A 21,419-nucleotide genomic window follows, 5' to 3' on the forward strand; every position below is an offset into this window, starting at 1 on the left:
CGCGCGCAGGCGCGGACGGTTGTCAGGGATTGTCAATCGGAGGCGTATCGAGGTCATGACGGATTAACGGCCCATGCGATCCGGAGTATCGTTGCCGGAATTTCGCAACATGGGGTACGACCATGGCACTCGGCAACGACGTTCATCTCATTCCCGTCCGGCTCGACGCGCTGCGTCCGACGCAGATGACGGTCGGGTATCGCGAGGTCAAGGCGAAGCGCAAGCACTGGAAGGGGCTCGACAAGCGTGCGCGCAAGGCGGCGATCGAATCGCACTGGTTCCCGGCCGTCCTCGGCCCGGACGGGCTGCACTACATCACCGATCACCACCATCTCGGCCTCGCGCTGATCGAGGAGGGCGAGTCGCGCGTGAACGCGATGCTGCTGAAGGATCTGTCGTGGCTCGACGACACGATCTTCTGGCGGATGATGGAGCACAATCAGTGGGTGCATCCGTTCGGCGCGGACGGATCGCGGCGCGACTATGCGCATCTGCCGAAGGCGTTGACGGGGCTCGAGGACGATCCGTACCGCAGCCTCGCGGGCGAACTGCGCACGGCGGGCGGCTATGCGAAGGACGCGACGCCGTTCAGCGAATTCCTGTGGGCCGATTACCTGCGCCAGCACGTGTCGCTCGACCAGATCCGCAAGAATTTTTCGAAGGCGCTCGATATCGCGCTGCATCGCGCGCACGAGCAGGATGCGCGCTACCTGCCCGGCTGGTCGGGCGTCATCGCCGTCAAACCCTGACCGGCGCACGGCGCCGACCGCCTCATGACGACCACCCCGATCCGCCCCGATGCCGGCCCGCAGCATGCGGACCATTTCGCCGCGCTCGATACGGCTTCGCCGCCGCCCAGGCGGCGCATCGGCCTCGATGCGCTGGCCGGCCTGTCGATCGCGGGGCTGCTGATTCCCGAAGCGGTCGCGTATGCGGGGCTGGCCAACCTGCCGCCGCAGGCCGGCCTGATCGCGCTGTTGTCGGGGCTCGTCGTCTATGCGCTCACGGGCAGCAGCCGCTTTGCGATCGTGTCGTCGACGTCGTCGTCGGCCGCGGTACTCGCGGCAACCGTGCTCGCCGAATCGGGCATGGCGCTGGCCGCGCAACTCGCGCTCGCGGCGGCGCTCGTCGCGATGACGGGCATGCTGTTCATCCTCGCGGGCGTCGCGCGGCTCGGCGGCATGTCGGATTTCGTCGCGCGGCCCGTGCTGCGCGGCTTCACGTTCGGCCTCGCGCTGACGATCGTCATCAAGCAGTTGCCGAAGATCCTCGCGATCTCCGTGCAGCACAGCGATGCGCCGCACGTCGCGCTCGACCTGATCGCCGGCGCGCCGCACGCGAACCTCGCGAGCATGGTGCTCGGCGCGACCGCGCTGGCGCTGCTGTTCGTGCTCGGGCGCGGCGCGCGCGTGCCCGCGACGCTCGTCGTGATCGTGCTGTCGATCGCGGCAGGTTACGCGATCGACTGGCAACGGTACGGCATCGCGATCGTCGGCCAGATCGACTTCCGGCACCTCGAATTCGGCTTGCCGCGTCTCGACCGCAACGCGTGGATGCAGACGGTCGAACTCGCGTTCGCGCTGATGCTGATCCTGTACGCGGAGTCGTACGGATCGATCCGCAATTTCGCGCTCAAGCATGGCGATACCGTGTCGCCGAACCGCGATCTCGTCGCGCTCGGCTGCGCGAATCTCGTGTCGGGCCTGCTGCACGGCATGCCGGTCGGCGCCGGTTATTCGGCGACGTCGGCGAACGAGGCGGCTGGCGCGCAGTCGCGCTTTGCCGGCCTGTGGGCGGCCGGCGTGGTCGCGCTGATCGTCTGGCTGCTGCTGCCGCAGCTTGCCCGCACGCCGGAGCCCGTGCTCGCGGCGATCGTGATCTTCGCGGTCAGCCACTCGCTGCATCCGTCCGTCTTCCGGCCGTATTGGGCGTGGCATCGCGACCGGCTCGTCGTGATCGCCGCGTTGCTCGCGGTGCTCGTGCTCGGCGTGCTGCACGGCTTGCTCGCGGCCATCGGCGTGAGCCTGCTGCTGACGCTGCGCAAGCTGTCCGAGCCGAACGTGAGCGTGCTCGGCCGGCTACGCGACAGCCATGATTTCGTCGATGTCGCGAGCCACGCCGATGCGAAACCGGTGCCGGGCGTGCTGATCGTGCGGCCCGAGGCGCAACTGTTCTTCGCGAACGCGGACCGGATGCTCAATCGCGTGCGTGCGCTGATGAAGGCCACGCCGGATACGCATACCGTGATGCTGAGCCTCGAGGAGACGCCGGACGTCGACGGTACGACGATCGAATCGCTGCGCACCTTTGCGGCCGAATGCGCGGCGCGCGAGTTGCGGCTCGCGATCGTGCGGCTCAAGGTGCATGCGCTGCATGCATTGCGCCGCGCGGCGGACGATACGCTTCACGGCGACGCGATGTCGGAGCTGAGCGTCGACGAAAGCCTGCAGCTGTTGCAGGCCGGCATGCCGCCGGACGGCGGCGACGGCGCGACTGCCGCATGACTGCCGGCCGTGTCGGTGCCGTCTATCGCGAAAGCGCGACGTCCGTCGTGCGATCGATCATGTCGGCCACTTCCCCGGCCGTCGGCGCATAGGCGCCTGCGTGCGCACAGGCGACCGCCGCGCATGCGGCCGCGTAGCGCAGATGGTCGGCGGCCGTTGCATCGGGGCGCGCAAGCTGGCTCGCGAGCCAGCCGCCGATGCTCGCATCGCCGCAGCCGACCGAATCGGCGACTTCGGCCGGGAATGCGGGCTGGAACAGCACGGTGTCGCGATGCAGGAGCTGCATGCCCGATGCGCCGCGCGTGACGAGCAGTGTCGCGTCGGGCGACCATGCGCGCAGTTGCGCGAGCGCGGCGGCTTCGTCGAGTTCGGGAAACAGCCCGCGCAGATCCTCGTCGGAAACCTTGATCCAGTCCGCGAGCGCGGACAGCCGGCGCAGCGTGTCGCGATACGACGGCGCGGCCATCGGTGCGCGGAAGTTCGGGTCGAACGAGATCCGCTTGCCGGCCGCACGCGCGGCCTGTGCGACCTCGATCAGGCGCGACGCGAGCGGTTCGCGCACGACACCGAGCGAGCCGACGTGCACGATCTCGGCCGCGTCGAAGGCGCCGGCGGGCAGGTCCGCCGGATCGAATGCGAGATCGGCGCTGTTCTCGCCGATGAAGAAATAGTGGGGCGGCTGCTTCGACACGACCATCGCGAGCAGCGGTGCGCGGTCGACCTGCCGGATGAAGCGCATGTCGAGTCCGGCGTCCGCGCTCTTGCGCATCAGCTCGTCGCCGAAGGTGTCGCGGCTGACCGTGCCGGCGAAGGCCGTCGGCACGCCGAGTCGCGCGCCGACGCGCGCGACGTTCCAGCATGAGCCGCCGGCGACGCTGTGCCAGTGCTGCGCGTCGTCGCGGATGAAGTCGGTCAGCGCTTCGCCGAATACGATCAGGCGGGGGAACGTGGTCGTCATGTCGAAACCTTGTGCCGTGGCGTCGCGCACGGCCGTACGGCGGTTGATCCGAAAGGGCGGGCAGCGCGGGCCGCCGCGCATGGCGACCCGGCCCGGCACTGCCCGGTTGCGCGGGCGGACGGCGGCGCGATCAGCGCGGCGCGCTCCAGCCCTTGTAGGTCTTCACGTTGTCGCGCGTGATGAGCGTCGGCTCGATCAGGATCATCGGATTGGCCGGCTTCTGGCCGTTCATGATCCCGTAGCCGACGTTGACGGCCTGCTGCGCCATTGCCCACGGGTCCTGGCTCGACGATGCCTGCACGAGCGTGTTGGACTTGAGCGCGACCTCGATGTCGGGCGCGCCGTCGACCGACGTGATCACGATGCCCGGACGGTTCAGCTGCTTCGCGGCGAGGTCGCTGCCGATCGCCTGCGGGTCGTTGATCGTGAACACCGCGTCGAGCTTCGGAAAGCGCGTCAGGTAGCCTTGCATCGCGTTCATCCCGCCTTCGCGCGAGCCCTTGCCGTCCTGGTCGCTCGACAGCAGCTTGATGCCGGCGTTTTTCGCGAGCACGGCCTTGCAGCCGTTGACGCGATCGATCACGGCCGACACCTGCGGGCCGTTCTCGATGATCACGTTCCCCTTGCCGTTGAGCTTCTTCGCGATGTAGTCGCAGGCGAGCTCGCCTGCCTTCACGTTGTTGGTCTGCACGGTCGCGTTCGCGCCGGCTGCCGCGACGTCGACCGCGACGACCGTGATGCCGGCCGCCTGCGCCTTCTTCACCGCCGGCTCGATGGCTTTCGGATCGGTTGCGTTGAGCAGGATCATGTCGACGTGCGCGGAGATGAAGTTGTCGATCTGCGTGAACTGCTTGTTCAGGTCGTAGTCGGCCGACACGGCCGTCACCTTCGCGTTCGGGTTGAGCTGCTTCGCGCGTGCTTCGGCGCCCTTGACGATGGTGACGAAGTACGGGTTGCCGAGCGATCCGACTGTGACGCCGATCGATTTGAGCGGCTTGTCGGCCGCGTGTGCGGCGGAAGCGCCGAAGGCAAGCGCGCAGGCGACGGCGGTCAGGGCGGCGGTGTGCTTGAACATGTCGTGGTGTCTCCGAGAGGTTTGTTGGCGAACGGGCGCAGGCGGACCGGCCTGCGCCGCGAGGTTGAATCGACGGGATGCTGTCAGGTGCGCGCCGAGTCGCGCTGGCGATAGCGGTCGAGCGCGACGGCGCCGATGATCACGAGCCCCTTGATGATGTACTGCCAGATGTCCGATACGCCGAGCAGCACGAGCCCGTTCGTCAGGACGGCGATGATCAGCGCGCCGATCAGCGTGCCGACGATCGAGCCGACGCCGCCGACGAAGCTCGTGCCGCCGAGGATCACCGCGGCGATCGCGTCGAGTTCGTAGGACTGGCCGAGCTGCAGGCCGTTGGCCGCATAGAGCCGCGCGGCCGACATCACCGCGCCGAGGCCGGCGAGCAGCCCCGACGCCGCATACACGAACATCTGGATCGCCCGCACGTTGATGCCCGACAGGCGCGCGGCTTCCGGGTTGCCGCCGACCGAATAGATCCGCATCCCGAGCACCGTGCGGCGCAGGATGAACCACGAGATCGCGATCACCGCGCACGCGATCACGACGAGCCACGGCACGCCGAGGATCGTGCCGTTGCCGATGAACGCGAACGGCAGCTGCGGGTTGAAGACGGTCGTGTCGTTGCCGATCAGGCGCGCGACGCCGCGCACGGCCGTCATCGCGCCGAGCGTGACGATGAACGGCGGCAGGCGCAGGAACGAGATCAGCCCGCCGTTGATCGCGCCGAACACGAGGCCGACGACGAGTGCGAAAGGCACGCCGAGCCAGCCCCAGCCGGGGATCGTCGACGCGAGCAGCGCGGCGACGGCCGCGGCGGCGAGCACCGAGCCGACCGACAGGTCGATGCCGCCCGTCAGGATCACGAAGGTCATGCCGGCCGCGAGCACGATGTTGATCGACGCCTGCTGCGTGACGATCGACAGGTTCTGCAGCGTGAAGAAGCCGTCGGTCAGGAAGCCGAAGCCGATGCACAGAACCAGCAGCACCGGCAGCATGCCGGCCGTGCGGATCAGCGATTGCATGCGGGCGCGTTGATCGGCGCCGCGCAGCAGCGGCGTACGGTTGGGCACCGGATGGGCCGTCGCGGAAGCGAGGTTCCGCTGCTTGGTCGGATTGATCATGTCGGTAACCTGAAGGTAAGAGTGAAATGAAAGGGCGGGCTCAGTGCGCGTCGGCGAGTTCGGCCTGCGAGCCGGTGGCGAGCGCGATGATCGCTTCCTGCGTGATGGGCGTATGCGTGTGGCCGCCGAGTTCGCCGGCGATCTCGCCCTCGCGCATCACGAGCACGCGGTCCGCGACGCCGATGATTTCCGGCAGCTCGCTCGAGATCACGATCACGCCCACGCCGGCGCGGGCCAGTTCGTTGATGATCCGGTAGATCTCGGACTTCGCACCGATGTCGACGCCGCGTGTCGGTTCGTCGAGGATCAGCACGCGCGGCTTCGTCTCGAGCAGCCGCGACAGCAGCACCTTCTGCTGGTTGCCGCCCGACAGCGCGCCAACGTTGACGTTCGCGTGCGGGACACGGATCGACAACGACGCGATCGCGTCGCGTGCGCGTTCGGCGCCGCGTGCGAGGTCGAGCGCGCCGAGCCGTGCGTCGCGGTTGCACACCGAAATGTTGATGTTGTCGCGCACGCTCATGTCGAGGAACAGGCCCTGGCGCTTGCGGTCCTCGGTCAGGTAGACGAGGCCCGCGTCGATCGCGTCGCGCGGCGAGTGCGCGCCGAACGTGCGCTCGCCCAGCTTCACGTCGCCGCGCACGCGTGGTTCGGCGCCGAAGATCAGCCGCGCGAGCTCGGTGCGGCCCGCGCCGACGAGGCCCGCGATGCCGAGCACTTCGCCGGCGTGCAGGTCGAGGCTGCAGCCGCGCACGCGCGTGTCGTCGGCGATGTCGCGGACCGACAGCAGCAGGTGGCCGGGGTCGTACGGCGCATGTTCCTTCTTGTAGAAGCCGGAGATGTCGCGGCCGACCATCATCGCGACGAGCCGCTCGGCCGACAGCGATGCGCGTTCGAGCGTGCCGACGTATGTGCCGTCGCGCAGCACCGACACGCGATCGGACAGTTCGTAGATCTCCGCCATCCGGTGGCTGATGTAGATGATCGCGAGGCCTTCCTCGCGCAACTGGCGGATCAGGCTGAACAGGTGTTCCGTTTCGCGCGACGACAGCGGCGTCGTCGGCTCGTCCATCACGAGGATGCGGGCACGCGTATGCACCGCGCGCGCGATTTCGACGAGCTGCTGTTCGGCGATCGACAGCGTGTCGACGAGCGTGTCGGGGCCGAACGGCGCACCCAGGCGCGCGAGCACGTCCTGGCAGCCGCGCGCCATCGCCGCGCGGTCGATCGTGCCCCAGCGCCGGTTGCCGCGCCGCAGTTCGCGGCCGATGTAGATGTTTTCCGCGACGGTCAGGTTCGGTGACAGGCACAGCTCCTGGTAGATCACCGCGACACCCGCATCGCGTGCGGCGAGCGGTCCGTCGATCTCGATGCGTTCGCCGTCGATCAGGATTTCGCCGCCGGCGTCGGCGCGGTATGCGCCGGACAGGATCTTCATCAGCGTCGATTTGCCCGCGCCGTTCTCGCCCATCAGCGAGTGGATCTCGCCGGGATAGACGGTCAGGCTGACCTTGTCGAGCGCGCGTACGGCCGGGAACGTCTTGCTGATCCCGCGCATCTCGAGCAACGGACGGGGCGACTCAGAACGCGACATGGTGGACCTCCTGCGAGTCGGTGCGGGCGCCCTTGAGGATGCCGGCCCGCGGGGAGAAGTTGAAGAACATCGGCAGCGTGGCGGCGCCGATCGCGCCGGCGTCCGCGCCGAACGTGCCGCGCACGAGCGTCGGCGTGCCGCGTGCTTCGGGGGCGGTCGCGACCAGCGCCGAGCGCAGGCGCGTCGTGACTGCGTCGAGCAGGCCCGCGTCGGTGTCGGCGTCGAGTACGACGACCGGCGCGTCGACCACGCACAGCACCGCGCGCAACGCCGGTGCGAGCGCGTCGACGCAGTCGTCGATCCACTCGTCGACGGCCGGCAGGCCGCGGGCGATGCACGCTTCGAGATCGGCGCGGTTCTCGACCGTCTCGCCGTGATGGCGCAGGTGACGCACGAGCGCGTGCAGCGACGCGCGCGCGAGCAGGATGTCCCACGCGCCGCGCGGCGGCGGTGCGGAGGCGAGCCGGCTCGGCAGTACCGGAATCACCGCGATGTCGCCTGCATTGCCGGTCACGCCGCGCAGACAGTCGCCGTCGATCGCGATGCCGCCGCCGATCGCCGGCCCGATGAACAGGTAGACGAAGTCGTCGCATTGCCGGCCGTAGCCGTAGAACAGCTCGGCGATCGCGGCCGCATTGCCGTCGTTTTCGCCGAACACGGGCAGCGCCAGCATGCGGCCGAGGTCGGCCGCGAAATCGACGTCTTCCCACGCACGGAACGTGTCGGGCGCGAGGCCGAGCTCGCGCATCCACGCGCCGAGGTTGTAGGGTTGCGCGACGCCGACGCCGGTCAGGCGCGCGCGTTCATGGTCGGGGAGCAGGGCCTGCATCGCGTCGATGTCGCGACGCACGATCTCGAGCACGTCGGCGGGGGGCGGCAGCAGCGTGTCGTGCGAGCGGCGGCCGAGCACGTCGCCGGCGAAGTTGACCAGCGCGGTCTCGATGCGCATCCGGTCCAGGTGGACGCCGATGCCGAACGCGCCGCGCGGGTCGAGACGGATCAACGAGGCCGGCTGGCCGCGCTGGCCCTCGGTGCGGCCCGCGAATTCGATCAGCTTTGAGTCGGCGAGCGATTCGATGATGCTGCCGACCGCCGTGCCCGTCATGTTCGCGAGACGGGCGAGGTCGGCCTTCGACGCGCTGCCCACGCGGCGCAGCGTCTTCAGCAGCAGGCGCTCGTTGTAACGGCGCACGTTGGCCGAGTTGCTTCCCTGGCCGATGTGCGGGCTTCTCATGGCGTCTCCTTCCATGTTGCACCGTGTGGCGGTGCATTAAATAAATCACGTTGATTTATTTAACCGCGTGCGCGCCGACATGTCAGCCTAGGGAAATCCCGGTCGGGGTGGTGGGGTGGGGGCGCTTCGTGTCGGCGCGGGGAATCGGGGATGGATCGAGAATGCCCTCAAATCGGGAAATTTGGAATTCGTCTGATGGACCGGGATGCGGCTGCGCGTCACGATTGCTCGCGGGATGGCGGGTCGCCGCAATCCGCGCGAGGCGAAGCCCGACGGTGCCTGCTGGCACGGTCCGGTATCGTTCATTGGACATCCGGCACGGCGCGATCGGGAGGGCGCCGTGCCTTTTCCGGGAGAAACCCATGCAACCTGCGACGCGGCCTTCGGAGTCGCTGCTTGATCCTTATTCCGGCAGCGAGCCGCTGCCGCTTTACACGACGACGGTGGTCGTGACCGGCGGCGAGGCGGCGCACGGCCGATCGTCCGGGCACGCACGCGCGGCAACCGGCGAACTCGATCTGTCGTTGCGTTTGCCGGTGGAGTTGGGCGGTGTGGGTGGCGGGACGAATCCGGAGCAGTTGTTTGCCGCTGGGTTTGCCGCATGTTTTCACGGCGCGCTGACGCTGGTCGCGATGAAGCGCAGGGTTCGCTTGCCGGCGGACCTCGCCGTCTCGGCCCGCGTGACGTTTCAGCGCGATCCGTCGGACGGCTTGTTCGAACTGGAACTGGATGTCGAGGTCGGCATGCCGGGCGTCGATCCCGATGACGCGCGTGCGCTGGTCGCGGAAACCGAAGCGATATGTCCGTATGCGAAGATGGCGAGAGGCGGCATCCGGCACGCGGTGCGTGTGATCGGGGCGAGGTAAGTCGCGATTCCGGAGCTTGGAATGAAAAAAGGCCGGCTGGAAGCCGACCTTTTTTATAAATCAAGTGGTGCCCAGGAGAGGACTCGGTCACACGGGCGCGACCCCGGCTGCGCTTGCAAGCGCAGCCCTTCGAGTCCTCGCGCAAAGCGCGCAGGCGCTTTGCTTCCTGGGCTGAAAATGAAAAAGGCCGGCTAGAAGCCGACCTTTTTATAAATCAAGTGGTGCCCAGGAGAGGACTCGAACCTCCACGATGTTGCCACCGCTAGGACCTGAACCTAGTGCGTCTACCAATTCCGCCACCTGGGCACGTTTCGCTTTTTGTTGCGAAGCGAAGACCGCAATTATAGCGTGGCCGGAATCGTTGTCAACAGTTTCCTGCAAAGTATCTTCATTGGCACGATCCGGCAGCGCGTGACGATGGCTCGCACGTTGTTTCGTCCACGGAAGAGGGGGCAACCATACACATGAACCAAGAGGCCCGAGCCGGCATTTTATGTTACTGTCTCGGTAACGTTTTTGTGCCTGCCAACAAGGAGTGCTTCATGTCTGAAATCGCAGTCGTTTTTCATAGCGGTTATGGCCACGCGGCCGTCATTGCGGACGCGGTCGCGCGCGGTGTCGAGAAAGTCGACGGTGCATCGGTCAAGCTGATTCCGGTCGATACGATCGATGAACACTGGGCGTATCTGGAGCGTGATGCCGACGCGATCATCTTCGGTTCGCCGACTTACATGGGCAGCGCATCCGCCCAGTTCAAGGGCTTCATGGATGCGTCGTCGAAGTATTGGGGAAAGTGGCGGGACAAGCTGGCGGCGGGGTTCACGGTGTCGGCTTCGCAAAGCGGCGACAAGCTGTCGACGTTGCAGCAGCTCGCCGTGTTTGCGGCCCAGCATCAGATGCTGTGGGTCAGCCTCGGCCTGATGCCCGGCAACAATAGCAGCACGGGGTCCGTCAACGATCTGAACCGGCTCGGCTCGTTTCTCGGCGCGATGGCGCAGGCGAATGCGGACCAGAGCGGCGACGCGATTCTCGAGAGTGACCGCAAGACGGCTGAAGTGCTGGGCGAGCGCGTTGCGATTGCGGCGAAGCGCTGGAGCGGCGCCTGATCTGCGTCGAATGCCCGAGATTGCCGCGGCCGGTGTGCGCGACGCCGGCTGCGCTTGCAAGCGCAGCCCTTCGAGTCCTCGCGCAAAGCGCGCAGGCGTTTTGCTTCCTGGGCTGAAAATGAAAAAGGCCGGCTAGAAGCCGACCTTTTTATAAATCAAGTGGTGCCCAGGAGAGGACTCGAACCTCCACGATGTTGCCACCGCTAGGACCTGAACCTAGTGCGTCTACCAATTCCGCCACCTGGGCACGTTTCGCTTACTGCAGTGCGAAGACCGCTATTCTAGCGTGTGGCCGGAGTCTGTCAACAGAATTTCATCCGAAGTGATAAAAATATTGGCCGCTTGCGCGGCAGGGCTTCACGCGCCGACCGGCTCCGCACGCTTTGCAGCGAAATTCCAGCGCAGCGCCTGTCCCGTATCGACGCGGGCGGGCAGCAGTCCCGCCGCGAGGAAGGTGTCGGCGATCTTCTGTTGTTCGCTGAAGTTTTGCGCGACCACGGTGCGGACGAGATAGCTGCGCCGCGCGTTTGCGCGCGCGATCGTTGCCGCGTCGAGCCCCCAGATCGGCGCGAGTGTGTTCGCGGCGTCCTGCGGGTGGTCACGCAGCCACGTGCCGGCCTGCGACAGCTGGTCGAACAGGACCTGGACGACGTCGGGTCGAGCGGTCGCGAAACTGCTCGAGGCAAGGTAGTAGCGCTGGTACGATGCGAGCCCCTCGCCGTCGGCGAGAATCCGCACGTCGGGATTCCGGTCGACCGATGCGACATAGGGATCCCACGTGATCCATGCATCCACGCTGCCGCGCTCGAACGCCGCGCGCCCATCCGCAGGCGTCAGGTAGTGGATCGCTGTATCGGCGGGCGCGAGCTTCGCGCGTGCGAGCGCCGCGAGCAGCAGGTAGTGGCTGCCGGCCGCCTTCGTGACCGCGATGCGTTTGCCCTTGAGATCGGCGAGCGTGTGCAGCGCGCTGTCCTGCTTCACGACGATCGCCTGCGCTTTCGGCGAAGGTGCTTCCTGCGCGATGTACACGAAACGCGCATGGGCTGCCTGCGCGAAGACCGGAACCGTGTCGGCCACGTCGGCGCTGAAATCGACGGCGCCGACGTTGAGCGCTTCGGTCAGCGGCAATCCGCTCGCGAATTCATGCCACGACACGCGCAGGCCGAGCGGTGTCAGCGCCTGCTCGAGCGTGCCGCGTGTCTTCAGTAACGTGATGAGCGTCGAAGATTTCTGGTAGCCGATGCGCAGCGTCGCGGGCGTGTTCTCGGCGCGGGCCCTGACGCCCGCGACAGTGAGGCCGGCGGCCAGCATCGCGCGCGCGAATGCGCGGCGGTTCATCGACGTCATGAATCGTGCTCCTCGTTGGATGCATTGAAAGCAAGGCGGCTAATGTAGCAACGGGGAGGGCGATTGATAAGCGATAAATTCTGCTATCGATCGGAATGGCCGACATAAGGGCCGACGGCAGTCGCCGCGATGCGGGTGCCGAAATGAAAAAAGGCCGGCTAGAAGCCGACCTTTTCTATAAATCAAGTGGTGCCCAGGAGAGGACTCGGTCACACGGGCGCGACCCCGGCTGCGCTTGCAAGCGCAGCCCTTCGAGTCCTCGCGCAAAGCGCGCAGGCGCTTTGCTTCCTGGGCTGAAAATGAAAAAGGCCGGCTAGAAGCCGACCTTTTTTATAAATCAAGTGGTGCCCAGGAGAGGACTCGAACCTCCACGATGTTGCCACCGCTAGGACCTGAACCTAGTGCGTCTACCAATTCCGCCACCTGGGCACGTTTTGCAGTGAGCTGCTTGCTGCAAAGAAGCAAAATTATAGCGCCCCAATTATTCGTGTCAACACTTTTTTGCGATGCATCGCAAACCGGCTGCTGTCGCGCCCGCTCGCGGCATTCCCGTCATTTGGCGACTCAGGCGGGTGATAGAATGACCCGCCGCCGTCAATATAGAACTGTCTGACGGACACCTCTATGTTGATGCCGTGCACCATCAGTCAACGCAACGAGAACAATCATCGACAAACCCTTGAGCAAATATCCGTACCCCATTCCGAGCCGTGAAGAAATTCTCGGCGTGCTGCGTACGAGCGACGCGCCGCTGGCTGCCAACGACATCGCCGAGGCCCTGTCGATCAAGCGTCAAGAGCGCGAGGGGTTCTTCCGGCGTGTCGCCGCGATGGAGCGCGACGGCCAGATCCGCCTCGACAAGCGCGGCCATTACCAGTTGACCCATCCGTCGAACTTCGTCGCCGGGCGCGTGCAGGGGCATCGCGACGGCTACGGGTTCGTGATCCGCGACGACGGCCAGGACGACCTGTTCCTGCCGAACGGCGAAATGCAGAAGGTGATGCACAACGACCGCGTGCTCGCGCGGATCGTCGGCTACGATCGCCGCGGCCGCCCGGAAGGGCATGTCGTCGAAGTCACCGAACGCGCGAACAAGCGCGTGATCGGCCGCCTGCTCAACGAGAACGGTGCGCTGATCGTCGCGCCGGAAGACAAGCGCATCGGCCACGACATCCTGATCACGCAGAACGTGAAGAAGGCGAAGGTCGGGCAGGTCGTCGTCGTCGAGCTGACCGATTTCCCGAGCCGTCATTCGCAGCCGCTCGGCCGTGTCGTCGAAGTGCTCGGCGACATCGACGATCCGGGCATGGAAATCGAAATCGCGGTGCGCAAGTACGGCGTGCCGCACGAATTCAGCCAGCCGGCGCTCGACGAAGCCGCCGCGTTGCCGGACAAGGTCCGGCCGGGCGACCTGCGTTTCCGCGTCGATCTGCGCGACGTGCCGCTCGTGACGATCGACGGCGAGGACGCCCGCGACTTCGACGACGCCGTGTACTGCGAGCCGGTCAAGGTCGGCCGTGGCGACGGCTTCCGGCTGATCGTCGCGATCGCCGACGTGTCGCACTACGTCCAGCCGGGCACGGGCCTCGACGCCGATGCGCTCGAACGCAGCACCTCGGTCTATTTCCCGCGCCGCGTGATCCCGATGCTGCCGGAGAAGCTGTCGAACGGCCTGTGCTCGCTGAATCCGCACGTCGACCGCTGCGTGCTCGCGTGCGACATGGTGATCACCGCGCGCGGCGAGATCAAGGCCTACCAGTTCTATCCGGCCGTGATCCATTCGGCTGCACGCCTCACGTACACCGAGGTCGCGGCCGTGCTGTCGAACACGAAGGGGCCGGAGGCCGCGCGCCGCGCCGACCTGTTGCCGCACCTGCAGGATCTGTACGGCGTCTACAAGTCGCTGTTCGCCGCACGCCAGAAACGCGGTGCGATCGACTTCGACACGACCGAGACCTACATCGTCTGCAACTCGCAGGGCAAGATCGAGCAGATCGTGCCGCGCCAGCGCAACGACGCACACAAGCTGATCGAGGAATGCATGCTGGCCGCGAACGTCTGTGCGGCCGACTTCCTGAAGCGCAACAAGCATCCGGGCCTGTACCGCGTGCACGCGGGGCCGACGCCGGAGAAGCTCGAGAACCTGCGTGCCTTCCTGCGCGGCATGGGCCTGTCGCTCGGTGGCGGCGACAAGCCGCATGCGAGCGACTACGCGGCGCTGATGGCGCAGATCCGCGACCGGCCCGATGCGCAGATGCTGCAGCCGATGCTGCTGCGCTCGATGCAACAGGCCGTCTACAGCCCGGACAACATCGGCCACTTCGGCCTCGCCTACGACGCGTACGCGCACTTCACGAGCCCGATCCGCCGTTATCCGGACTTGCTCACGCACCGTGCGATCTACGCGATCCTGTCGGGCAAGAAGTACGTGCCGAAGGCGCCGGACGGCTTCGAGCTGAACACCGCGCTGTCGCCGCGCGCGCGCGCCATGCAGCAGGCCGACGACGAATCGCGCGGCCGCTCGCGCTCGAACACGGCGATCTGGGAAGAACTCGGCCTGCACTGCTCGGCGAACGAACGTCGTGCGGACGAAGCGTCGCGCGACGTCGAGGCATGGCTCAAGTGCTACTTCATGCGCGACAAGCTCGGCGAGGAGTACGGCGGGATGGTGAACGGCGTCACGTCGTTCGGCATCTTCGTGCAGCTCGACACGCTGTTCATCGAAGGGCTCGTTCACGTCACGGAACTCGGCTCGGACTACTTCCAGTACGACGAGATCAAGAACGAGCTGCGCGGCGAGCGGACGGGCATCCGCTATCGCCTGTCCGATCGCGTGCGCGTCCAGGTGAGCCGCGTCGATCTCGACGCGCGCAAGATCGACTTCCGCCTCGTGCGCGATACGCCGGTGAAGGCGCCGCGTCCGTCGCCCGCGCCGGCTGCCGCCGGTGCCGATCGCAACGGCAACGGTCCGCGCGTGCGCGCGCTGCCGCCGTCGGAAGAGTCGGCGCCGCGTCGCAAGCAGGCCGCGAGCGCGCCGAGCGTCGCGGTGAAGGACGCGCGCGCCGCCGCGAAGAAGAAGGGCGGTGGCGGGAGCGGTGCGCCCGCGAAGCCGACCGCGAAGAAGACTCGCGCCCGCAAGAAGTATTGAGCGTTCGGGGCGTCGCAAGCGCACGCTCCGCAGTATCGAGAGACGCCGCGTCACCGGTCATCGGCCGGCAACGCGGCGCTTTCCTTTTCCATGGATCGCGGCTGCGCGTGTCGCGCGGCCGCACGTTTGATCGAAGGTTGTTCCAGTCATGTCACGTCTGAAGGTTCTTTACGGTTTTCATGCGGTGACCGCACGTTTGCGGCACGATGCATCGACGGTTGCGGAGGTGCTGTACGACCAGACGCGCCGCGACCGCCGCATGCAGGACTTCCTGCACGCCGCGAAGGAAGCGGGCGTGCGATTGATTGCAGCCGACGAAACGCGCCTGTGGGGCCTCGCGCACACCGAGCGCCACCAGGGCGTTGTCGCGCGGGTCGAGGACATGCCGCTTGCGCAGAACCTGTCGGAGCTGCTCGACGGCATCCAGGGTCCCGCGCTGCTGCTCGTGCTCGACGGCGTCACCGATCCGCACAACCTCGGCGCGTGCCTGCGTGTCGCCGATTCGGCCGGCGCGCATGCGGTGATCGCCCCGCGCGACCGCGCAGTCGGCCTGAACGCGACGGCGGCCAAGGTGGCGAGCGGCGCGGCCGACACGGTGCCGTACATCACGGTGACGAACCTCGCCCGCGCGCTGCGCGAGCTGAAGGAAGCCGGCGTGTGGGTCATCGGCACGTCGGACGAGGCGCCGGCGACGCTCTACGAGACCAAGCTCGACGGCCCCGTCGCGCTCGTGATGGGCGCCGAAGGCGAAGGCATGCGCCGGCTTACGCGCGACACCTGCGACGAAGTGATGAGCATCCCGATGGCCGGCAGCGTGGAAAGCCTGAACGTGTCGGTCGCGAGCGGCGTGTGCCTGTACGAGGCCGTGCGCCAGCGGCGCGCGAAGGGCTGACGCCCGCCCGTCCCGCGCGAGCCGCGCGGGGCTTCGAATGACCCGAACGACGCGTGCCGTGATGGGGTGCGGCACGCGGCTCTCCGGAACCCGCGACCGATGACCCTGCTCCGTGTTGGCGCCTCCTGCGCCGTGCTGTGCCTGCTGGCGGCCTGCACGTCGCCGTCGCTCGTCGAACGCGGGACCTACTACGCCGACACGAGCCTGCATGCGCGCGGCGCCGATTCGCGGGTTCGCTTTCTCGTGATGCACTACACCGAAAGCGACGAGGCGAAGTCGTTGCGCACGCTGACGGGCGATTCGGTCAGCGTGCATTACGTCGTCCCGCCGCAGCCGCGCATCGAGCGCGGGATGCCCGTCGTCTATCAGCTCGTGCCGGAAGCGCAGCGCGCCTGGCACGCGGGCGTGAGTGAATGGCAAGGCACGACCGAGCTGAACGCGGTGTCGATCGGCATCGAGAACGTGAACCGCGGCCCGCTCGATCCGCAGAATCGCACCTGGCAGCCGTATCCCCCCGAGCAGGTCGTCGCATTGATCGACCTGTCGAAGGACATCGTCGCGCGCTACGGCATTCCACCGACACGCGTGGTCGGGCACAGCGACATCGCGCCGCAACGCAAGATCGATCCGGGGCCGCTGTTCCCGTGGCATGCGCTGGCGCAGGCCGGTGTCGGCGCGTGGCCGGACGAGGCGACCGTGGCCGCGCGGCTCGGCGGCCGCGACCCGCGCGCGCCGGTCGACGTGCGTGAACTGCAGCTCAAGCTCGCACGCTACGGCTACGACGTGCCGACCGACGGAATGCTCGATGTGCGCACGCGGCGCGTGTTCGCCGCGTTCCAGATGCATTTCCGCCCGTCCGACTATGCGGGCAATCCGGACGCCGAAACCGACGCGATCGCACAGGCGTTGCTCGACAAGTACTTCCCCGGCACGCAGCCGGCGGATAACGCACCCGCGTCCGGCGCACCGTGAACACGCGGCGCGTCGCACGCCGAAAAACACGGGCCGTCCCCCGACTCCGGTAAACTGGCGGTTTTTCGCAATCCCGCAGCATTACCACGCCATGACTCAAGACGAACTCAAACGCCTCGTCGGCCAGGCCGCCGCCGACTACGTGATCCAGAACGTGCCGGAAGGCGCCGTGATCGGCGTCGGCACCGGCTCGACCGCCAACTGCTTCATCGACGCGCTCGCCGTCGTCAAGTCGCGCTATCGCGGCGCCGTATCGAGCTCGGTCGCGACGACCGAGCGCCTGAAAGCGCACGGCATCAAGGTGTTCGACCTGAACGAGGTCGACTCGCTGCAGGTGTACGTCGACGGCGCCGACGAGATCGACGCGAGCGGCGCGATGATCAAGGGCGGTGGCGGCGCGCTGACGCGCGAGAAGATCGTCGCGTCGGTGGCCGACACGTTCGTCTGCATCGCGGACGGCAGCAAGCGCGTGCCGGTGCTCGGCGCGTTCCCGCTCCCGATCGAGGTCGTGCCGATGGCGCGCACGGCGATCGGCCGGCGCGTCGCCGCGCTCGGCGGCGTGCCCGTGCTGCGCGTGACGAAGGACGGCGCACCGTACATCACCGACAACGGCAACGAGATCATCGACGTGAAGGGGCTGCAGATCGCCGATCCGCGCGGTTTCGAAGCGCAGGTGAATGCATGGCCGGGCGTCGTGACGGTCGGCCTGTTCGCCGGGCGCGGCGCGAATCTGTGCTTGCTTGGCACGGAAAACGGCGTTGAAACGATCGTTTATCCGGCTGGCTGAACCTGAATGAGAAGCAGTCCGTAACGGCGTTGTCGATCATTAATGGACTGAAGGTTTAAATCTTGTGGAAATCGGGGCCCGGCAAGCGCAGCGCGCTTCCCGGGCTTTTTTTTTAGCCGTATAAATCACCTCGTCAAAAAAGAGGGATAACCCTGTCAGGTGTTTACCAGATAGCGGAATATCGTCGAACTCATCAACTTATAGATCATAAGAACAGTGGTAACCAGGGCCGGCGGAACTGCGGAGCAGGTGTTCGCAAATCGACGCACGGGGAGGTGTCATGGAGCAGGGCAAAGACCGGTCACTGGTCGCCAAAGTGATGGATGGGCTTGTCTCGGGTATCGTCGAGGACAAGTATGGCGGCATCTTGCCGCCGCAAGACGTGCTGTCGAAAGAGTTCGATGTGAGTCGTACGGTGATGCGGGAAGCATTGTCGATGTTGCTTGCGCGCGACATGCTCGACGTGCGCCCGAAAGTCGGCACGCGTGTGCGCCCGATGCGCGACTGGCGCATGATCGACGAAGACGTCGTGAGCTGGCGATTTCGGGCGAAACCCGACCCGCAATTCATGCGCGACGTCATCGAGTTTCGGATGCTGATCGAGCCACGTGCGACCGCGCAGGCGGCGGTGCGTGCGACGGCGACCGACATCGCGGGCATTCGCGAAGCGTTCGATGCGTTCAAGGTGCTGCAGCCGGGGGATTCCGGCTACGACACGGCGGACGAGTTGCTGCATACGCGGATCGTCCAGGCCAGCGGCAACCAGTTCTTCCAGCAGATGGCGGCGATCGTGCGCGGTGCGGTGCGCCTCGTGAACCCGCGCGTCGTGCAGAAGGAAGGGGCGCACGAGATCGCGGTGAAGGCGCATGCGCGCGTCGTCGATGCGATCGAGCGGCGCGACCCGCGCGAGGCCGAGGCGGCGTCGCTCGCGCTGATCGATTTCAGCGCCGACGAAATTTCGCGCGATTTCTCGGTCGACGTGCCCGTGCGCGCCTGACGTTGCGCGTGTCGCTCATCCGTGTGCCGCCGGGCCGTTTATCATGACGGCCGGCCGGCAGCGTGCCGGCTACCGTCATACGACCGACACGGAAGATCAGGATGAACGACAACGACCATCGCCCGGTGCGCTTCGGCATCGTCGGCGTGGGCAGCATTGCGCGCCGCTTCGCGCAAAGCCTCGCGCACGTGCCGGGTGCCACGCTCGCCGGTGCCTGGGCTCGCCGCGCCGACGCCGCGGCCGCCTTTTGCGGGACTTGCGGCGGTACGCCTGCCGCGAGCCTCGACGCGCTCCTCGCGAGCGATATCGACGCGGTCTACATCGCGACGCTCCATGACAGTCATGCGCAGTACGCGCTGGCCGCGCTGGCCGCCGGCAAGGCCGTGCTGTGCGAAAAGCCCGCGACGCTGAACGCGGCGCAGCTCGACACCGTGCTGCAGGCGGCAAGCGAGGCCGGGCGGCTGTTCATGGAAGCGATGAAGCCGCCGTTCTTTCCGCTGTACCGTCAATTGCGCGCGCATCTGCGCAACGACCCGATCGGCGAGATCCGGCTCGTCCGGGCAGGATGCGCATCGTCGTCGGTGCCGGACGACCACTCCGTCTACCGCCTCGATCGCGCGGGCGGTGCGCTGCTCGACATCGGGATCTACGAGGCGTTTCTCGCGGTCGACTGGCTCGGGGCGGCGCTCGACGTGCAGACGCTCGGCCGCGTCGGCGCGACGGGCGTCGACCTGTTCGCGAGCCTGAACAGCGTGCATGCGAACGGCGGGATCGCCCAGCTCTTTTGCGGACTCGACGTGATGGGGCGCGGCGACGCGCTGATCGCCGCGGCCGGCGGCCACGTGACGATTCACGAGAAGTGGTGGAACCCGGCGCGCGCGACGATTTGCTATGCGGACGGGCGTACCGTCGAACTCGACGCGCCGGCCGAGGGCGGCGGGTTGAACTACGAGACCGCGCATTTTTGCGACCTGCTGCGCGCGGGCGAAACGGAAAGCCCGATCATGACGCACGACCATTCGCGGCGGATGATCGCGATGACCGATGCGGCGCGCGCCGCGCTCGGCGTGCGCTATTCGGGCGAGTAAGCGGGAAGGAGAGGGGGCGGGGCGCGCATGCGCACCCCGGCGGGAGTGCGTGCGCTCAGTGCCGCGACGGCAGCGACAGGCGCTTTTCGTACCAGCGCTGCACCCATTCGAGGATCTGGCACAGGATCCAGTACACGGCCGCGGCGGCGAGGTAGAGCGGCAGCGGCTGATAGGTCGCCGCGATCACTTCCTGCGCGCTGCGCAGCAGTTCGGTCACGGTGATCACGGAGACGAGCGACGTGTCCTTGATCAGGCTGATCAGGCTGTTCGACAGGCTCGGCACCGCGATGCGCAGCGCCTGCGGGCCGATCACGTAGCGCAGCGTCTGCCCCCACGACAGCCCGAGGCTGTACGCGGCGAGCCATTGGCCGCGCGCGATCCCGTTGATGGCGCCGCGCATGCTTTCGGACATGTAAGCCGCGACGTTCGCGGACAGCGCAATGACGCCGGCCGGCGTCGGGTCGAGCGAGATGCCGAGGCTCGGCAGCCCGTAGTAGATGACGAAGATCTGCACGAGCAGCGGCGTGCCGCGCATCAGGCTCACATACCCGCGCGCGAGCCACGCGAGCGCGTTGACCCAGACGCGTTCGAAGCCGTCGAGCGCTTCGCTTTGCCGGATGCCCATCATCGCGAGCACGACGGCGCCAAGCAGGCCGAACACCATCGACAGCATGGCGAACTTGACGGTCAGGACGGCGCCCTGGGCGAGCACCGGCAGCGATTGGACGAGCAGGGACGTTGTCGACATGGAGTACGAATCGAATGCGTGCGCGAAAGCGCAATCATAAACCGGACGCATAAAACAAAGGGCGGCATCGTGACGGATGCCGCCCTTTCCGGCCCGCCGTCAGGCGGGACATGCAGGCGTGCTTACTTGATCGGTTTGGTCACGTCGATGCCGAACCACTTGTCCGAGATCTTCGTGAACGTGCCGTCGGCCTCGAGTTGCGTCATCGCGTCGTCGATCGCCTTCTGGAACTTCGGGTTGCCCTTCTTGAACGGGATGCCCGACGGGTTCGCCGAGCCGACGTTCGCGCCCGGGCGCAGCGGCAGCTGCGCGTTCTTCGTCAGGTACGCGAGCATCAGGCGGTCGTTGAGCGCCGCGTCGAGGCGGCCGGCGGCGAGGTCGCGCAGGTACTCGGGCGCGCCCGGGTACGTCTTCACGTCGATGCCGGGCACCGACTTCGCCATGTCCATGTAGTTGGTGCCGAGCGCGACGCCGAGCTTCTTGCCCTTCAGGTCGTCCAGCGACTTGAACTCGCGCGTGTCGTCCTTGCGCTGGATCAGCTGCGCGGACGAGAACGTGTACGCCGGCGAGAAGTCGAGCGTTTCCTTGCGCTTGTCGGTGATGCCGACCTGGTTGGCGATCACGTCGAACTTGCCGGCCTGCAGGCCCGCGATGATGCCGCTCCATTCGGTCGTCACGAATTCGGCCTTCACGCCGAGCTTCGCGGCGACGGCCTTCGCGATGTCGACGTCGAAGCCGACGAGTTCGCCTTGCGGGTTCTTCGAGTTGAACGGGGGGAACGTGCCTTCGAGGCCGACGCGCAGCGTGCCGCGCTGTTTGACCTGGTCGAGGAGGTCGGCCGCGTGCGCGGTCGCGGCGGCGAACGACGTGCCGACCAGGCCGGCAACCAGCAGCTTCTTCAGCAGCGAAAATTTCATCGTGTGTGTCCTTGCCCTGTCCGGGTCAATGATTCTGATAGTGAGGCCGATGATAGCAAAAACGC

18 protein-coding genes and 3 tRNA genes are annotated in these 21,419 nt (G+C 66.8%); 10 read left to right on the forward strand and 11 right to left on the reverse strand.

What is annotated here, in order from left to right; all coding sequences use genetic code 11:
- The first annotated feature begins 122 nt into the window (after positions 1 to 122).
- Positions 123 to 749, forward strand: a complete 627-nt coding sequence (locus tag AC1VVG_RS07930) for a ParB-like protein (protein ID WP_034190110.1) — start codon at positions 123 to 125, stop codon at positions 747 to 749.
- A gap of 24 nt (positions 750 to 773) precedes the next feature.
- Complete coding sequence (locus tag AC1VVG_RS07935; protein ID WP_482835461.1) at positions 774 to 2,504, forward strand: SulP family inorganic anion transporter; 1,731 nt, start codon at positions 774 to 776, stop codon at positions 2,502 to 2,504.
- Between the two features lie 22 nt (positions 2,505 to 2,526).
- On the opposite strand, the gene AC1VVG_RS07940 is transcribed toward AC1VVG_RS07935, so the two are convergent.
- The 5 genes from AC1VVG_RS07940 to AC1VVG_RS07960 all read right to left on the reverse strand — a co-directional run bounded on the left by AC1VVG_RS07940 (position 2,527) and on the right by AC1VVG_RS07960 (position 8,486).
- Positions 2,527 to 3,462 (reverse strand): carbohydrate kinase family protein, encoded by a 936-nt coding sequence (locus AC1VVG_RS07940; RefSeq protein ID WP_482835462.1) that lies wholly within the window; start codon positions 3,460 to 3,462, stop codon positions 2,527 to 2,529.
- Between the two features lie 130 nt (positions 3,463 to 3,592).
- Positions 3,593 to 4,537 (reverse strand): ABC transporter substrate-binding protein, encoded by a 945-nt coding sequence (locus AC1VVG_RS07945; protein WP_059557805.1) that lies wholly within the window; start codon positions 4,535 to 4,537, stop codon positions 3,593 to 3,595.
- A gap of 83 nt (positions 4,538 to 4,620) precedes the next feature.
- Positions 4,621 to 5,658, reverse strand: a complete 1,038-nt coding sequence (locus AC1VVG_RS07950; protein WP_034190107.1) for an ABC transporter permease subunit — start codon at positions 5,656 to 5,658, stop codon at positions 4,621 to 4,623.
- Positions 5,659 to 5,698: 40 nt separating this feature from the next.
- On the reverse strand, positions 5,699 to 7,252 hold the full coding sequence (locus AC1VVG_RS07955) for a sugar ABC transporter ATP-binding protein (RefSeq protein WP_482835463.1): 1,554 nt from the start codon (positions 7,250 to 7,252) through the stop codon (positions 5,699 to 5,701).
- A complete protein-coding gene (locus AC1VVG_RS07960) occupies positions 7,239 to 8,486 on the reverse strand; it encodes an ROK family protein (RefSeq protein ID WP_034190170.1) in 1,248 nt (415 codons plus the stop codon). Before AC1VVG_RS07960 ends, AC1VVG_RS07955 begins: the two co-directional genes overlap by 14 nt.
- Positions 8,487 to 8,848: 362 nt before the next feature.
- On the opposite strand from AC1VVG_RS07960, the gene AC1VVG_RS07965 reads away from it, so the two are divergent.
- Positions 8,849 to 9,352 (forward strand): Ohr family peroxiredoxin, encoded by a 504-nt coding sequence (locus tag AC1VVG_RS07965; RefSeq protein WP_059557803.1) that lies wholly within the window; start codon positions 8,849 to 8,851, stop codon positions 9,350 to 9,352.
- Between the two features lie 219 nt (positions 9,353 to 9,571).
- Here AC1VVG_RS07965 and AC1VVG_RS07970 read toward each other — a convergent pair.
- Positions 9,572 to 9,658 (reverse strand) — tRNA-Leu (locus AC1VVG_RS07970).
- Between the two features lie 236 nt (positions 9,659 to 9,894).
- Here AC1VVG_RS07970 and AC1VVG_RS07975 point away from each other — a divergent pair.
- Positions 9,895 to 10,458: a flavodoxin family protein gene (locus AC1VVG_RS07975; RefSeq protein ID WP_049033213.1), complete on the forward strand. Its 564-nt coding sequence runs from the start codon at positions 9,895 to 9,897 to the stop codon at positions 10,456 to 10,458.
- Positions 10,459 to 10,618: 160 nt separating this feature from the next.
- On the opposite strand, the gene AC1VVG_RS07980 is transcribed toward AC1VVG_RS07975, so the two are convergent.
- The 3 genes from AC1VVG_RS07980 to AC1VVG_RS07990 all read right to left on the reverse strand — a co-directional run bounded on the left by AC1VVG_RS07980 (position 10,619) and on the right by AC1VVG_RS07990 (position 12,234).
- Positions 10,619 to 10,705 (reverse strand) — tRNA-Leu (locus AC1VVG_RS07980).
- A 110-nt stretch (positions 10,706 to 10,815) separates the two neighbouring features.
- Positions 10,816 to 11,805 (reverse strand): aliphatic sulfonate ABC transporter substrate-binding protein, encoded by a 990-nt coding sequence (locus AC1VVG_RS07985; RefSeq protein ID WP_059557801.1) that lies wholly within the window; start codon positions 11,803 to 11,805, stop codon positions 10,816 to 10,818.
- 342 nt (positions 11,806 to 12,147) lie between these two features.
- Positions 12,148 to 12,234: transfer RNA gene (locus AC1VVG_RS07990), tRNA-Leu, on the reverse strand.
- 250 nt (positions 12,235 to 12,484) lie between these two features.
- On the opposite strand from AC1VVG_RS07990, the gene rnr reads away from it, so the two are divergent.
- The 6 genes from rnr (at position 12,485) to AC1VVG_RS08020 (ending at position 19,689) form a co-directional block, all read left to right on the forward strand.
- Entirely contained in the window at positions 12,485 to 14,953 is a 2,469-nt protein-coding gene (gene rnr, locus AC1VVG_RS07995) for a ribonuclease R (protein ID WP_482835464.1), read from the forward strand.
- 148 nt (positions 14,954 to 15,101) lie between these two features.
- Positions 15,102 to 15,845, forward strand: a complete 744-nt coding sequence (gene rlmB, locus AC1VVG_RS08000; RefSeq protein WP_059557800.1) for a 23S rRNA (guanosine(2251)-2'-O)-methyltransferase RlmB — start codon at positions 15,102 to 15,104, stop codon at positions 15,843 to 15,845.
- A gap of 99 nt (positions 15,846 to 15,944) precedes the next feature.
- Entirely contained in the window at positions 15,945 to 16,817 is an 873-nt protein-coding gene (locus AC1VVG_RS08005; RefSeq protein ID WP_034186999.1) for an N-acetylmuramoyl-L-alanine amidase, read from the forward strand.
- A 91-nt stretch (positions 16,818 to 16,908) separates the two neighbouring features.
- On the forward strand, positions 16,909 to 17,604 hold the full coding sequence (rpiA, locus tag AC1VVG_RS08010) for a ribose-5-phosphate isomerase RpiA (protein WP_034186998.1): 696 nt from the start codon (positions 16,909 to 16,911) through the stop codon (positions 17,602 to 17,604).
- Between the two features lie 280 nt (positions 17,605 to 17,884).
- Complete coding sequence (locus tag AC1VVG_RS08015; RefSeq protein WP_034186997.1) at positions 17,885 to 18,601, forward strand: FadR/GntR family transcriptional regulator; 717 nt, start codon at positions 17,885 to 17,887, stop codon at positions 18,599 to 18,601.
- A gap of 101 nt (positions 18,602 to 18,702) precedes the next feature.
- Positions 18,703 to 19,689 (forward strand): Gfo/Idh/MocA family protein, encoded by a 987-nt coding sequence (locus AC1VVG_RS08020; protein WP_059557797.1) that lies wholly within the window; start codon positions 18,703 to 18,705, stop codon positions 19,687 to 19,689.
- A gap of 55 nt (positions 19,690 to 19,744) precedes the next feature.
- On the opposite strand, the gene AC1VVG_RS08025 is transcribed toward AC1VVG_RS08020, so the two are convergent.
- Positions 19,745 to 20,437 carry an amino acid ABC transporter permease gene (locus AC1VVG_RS08025; RefSeq protein ID WP_482835465.1) on the reverse strand — a complete coding sequence of 231 codons (693 nt, stop codon included), beginning with the start codon at positions 20,435 to 20,437 and terminating at the stop codon, positions 19,745 to 19,747.
- A gap of 122 nt (positions 20,438 to 20,559) precedes the next feature.
- Entirely contained in the window at positions 20,560 to 21,354 is a 795-nt protein-coding gene (locus AC1VVG_RS08030; protein WP_034186994.1) for a cystine ABC transporter substrate-binding protein, read from the reverse strand.
- Between the last annotated feature and the right edge of the window lie 65 nt (positions 21,355 to 21,419).

The organism is Burkholderia sp. L-4, assembly GCF_056856535.1.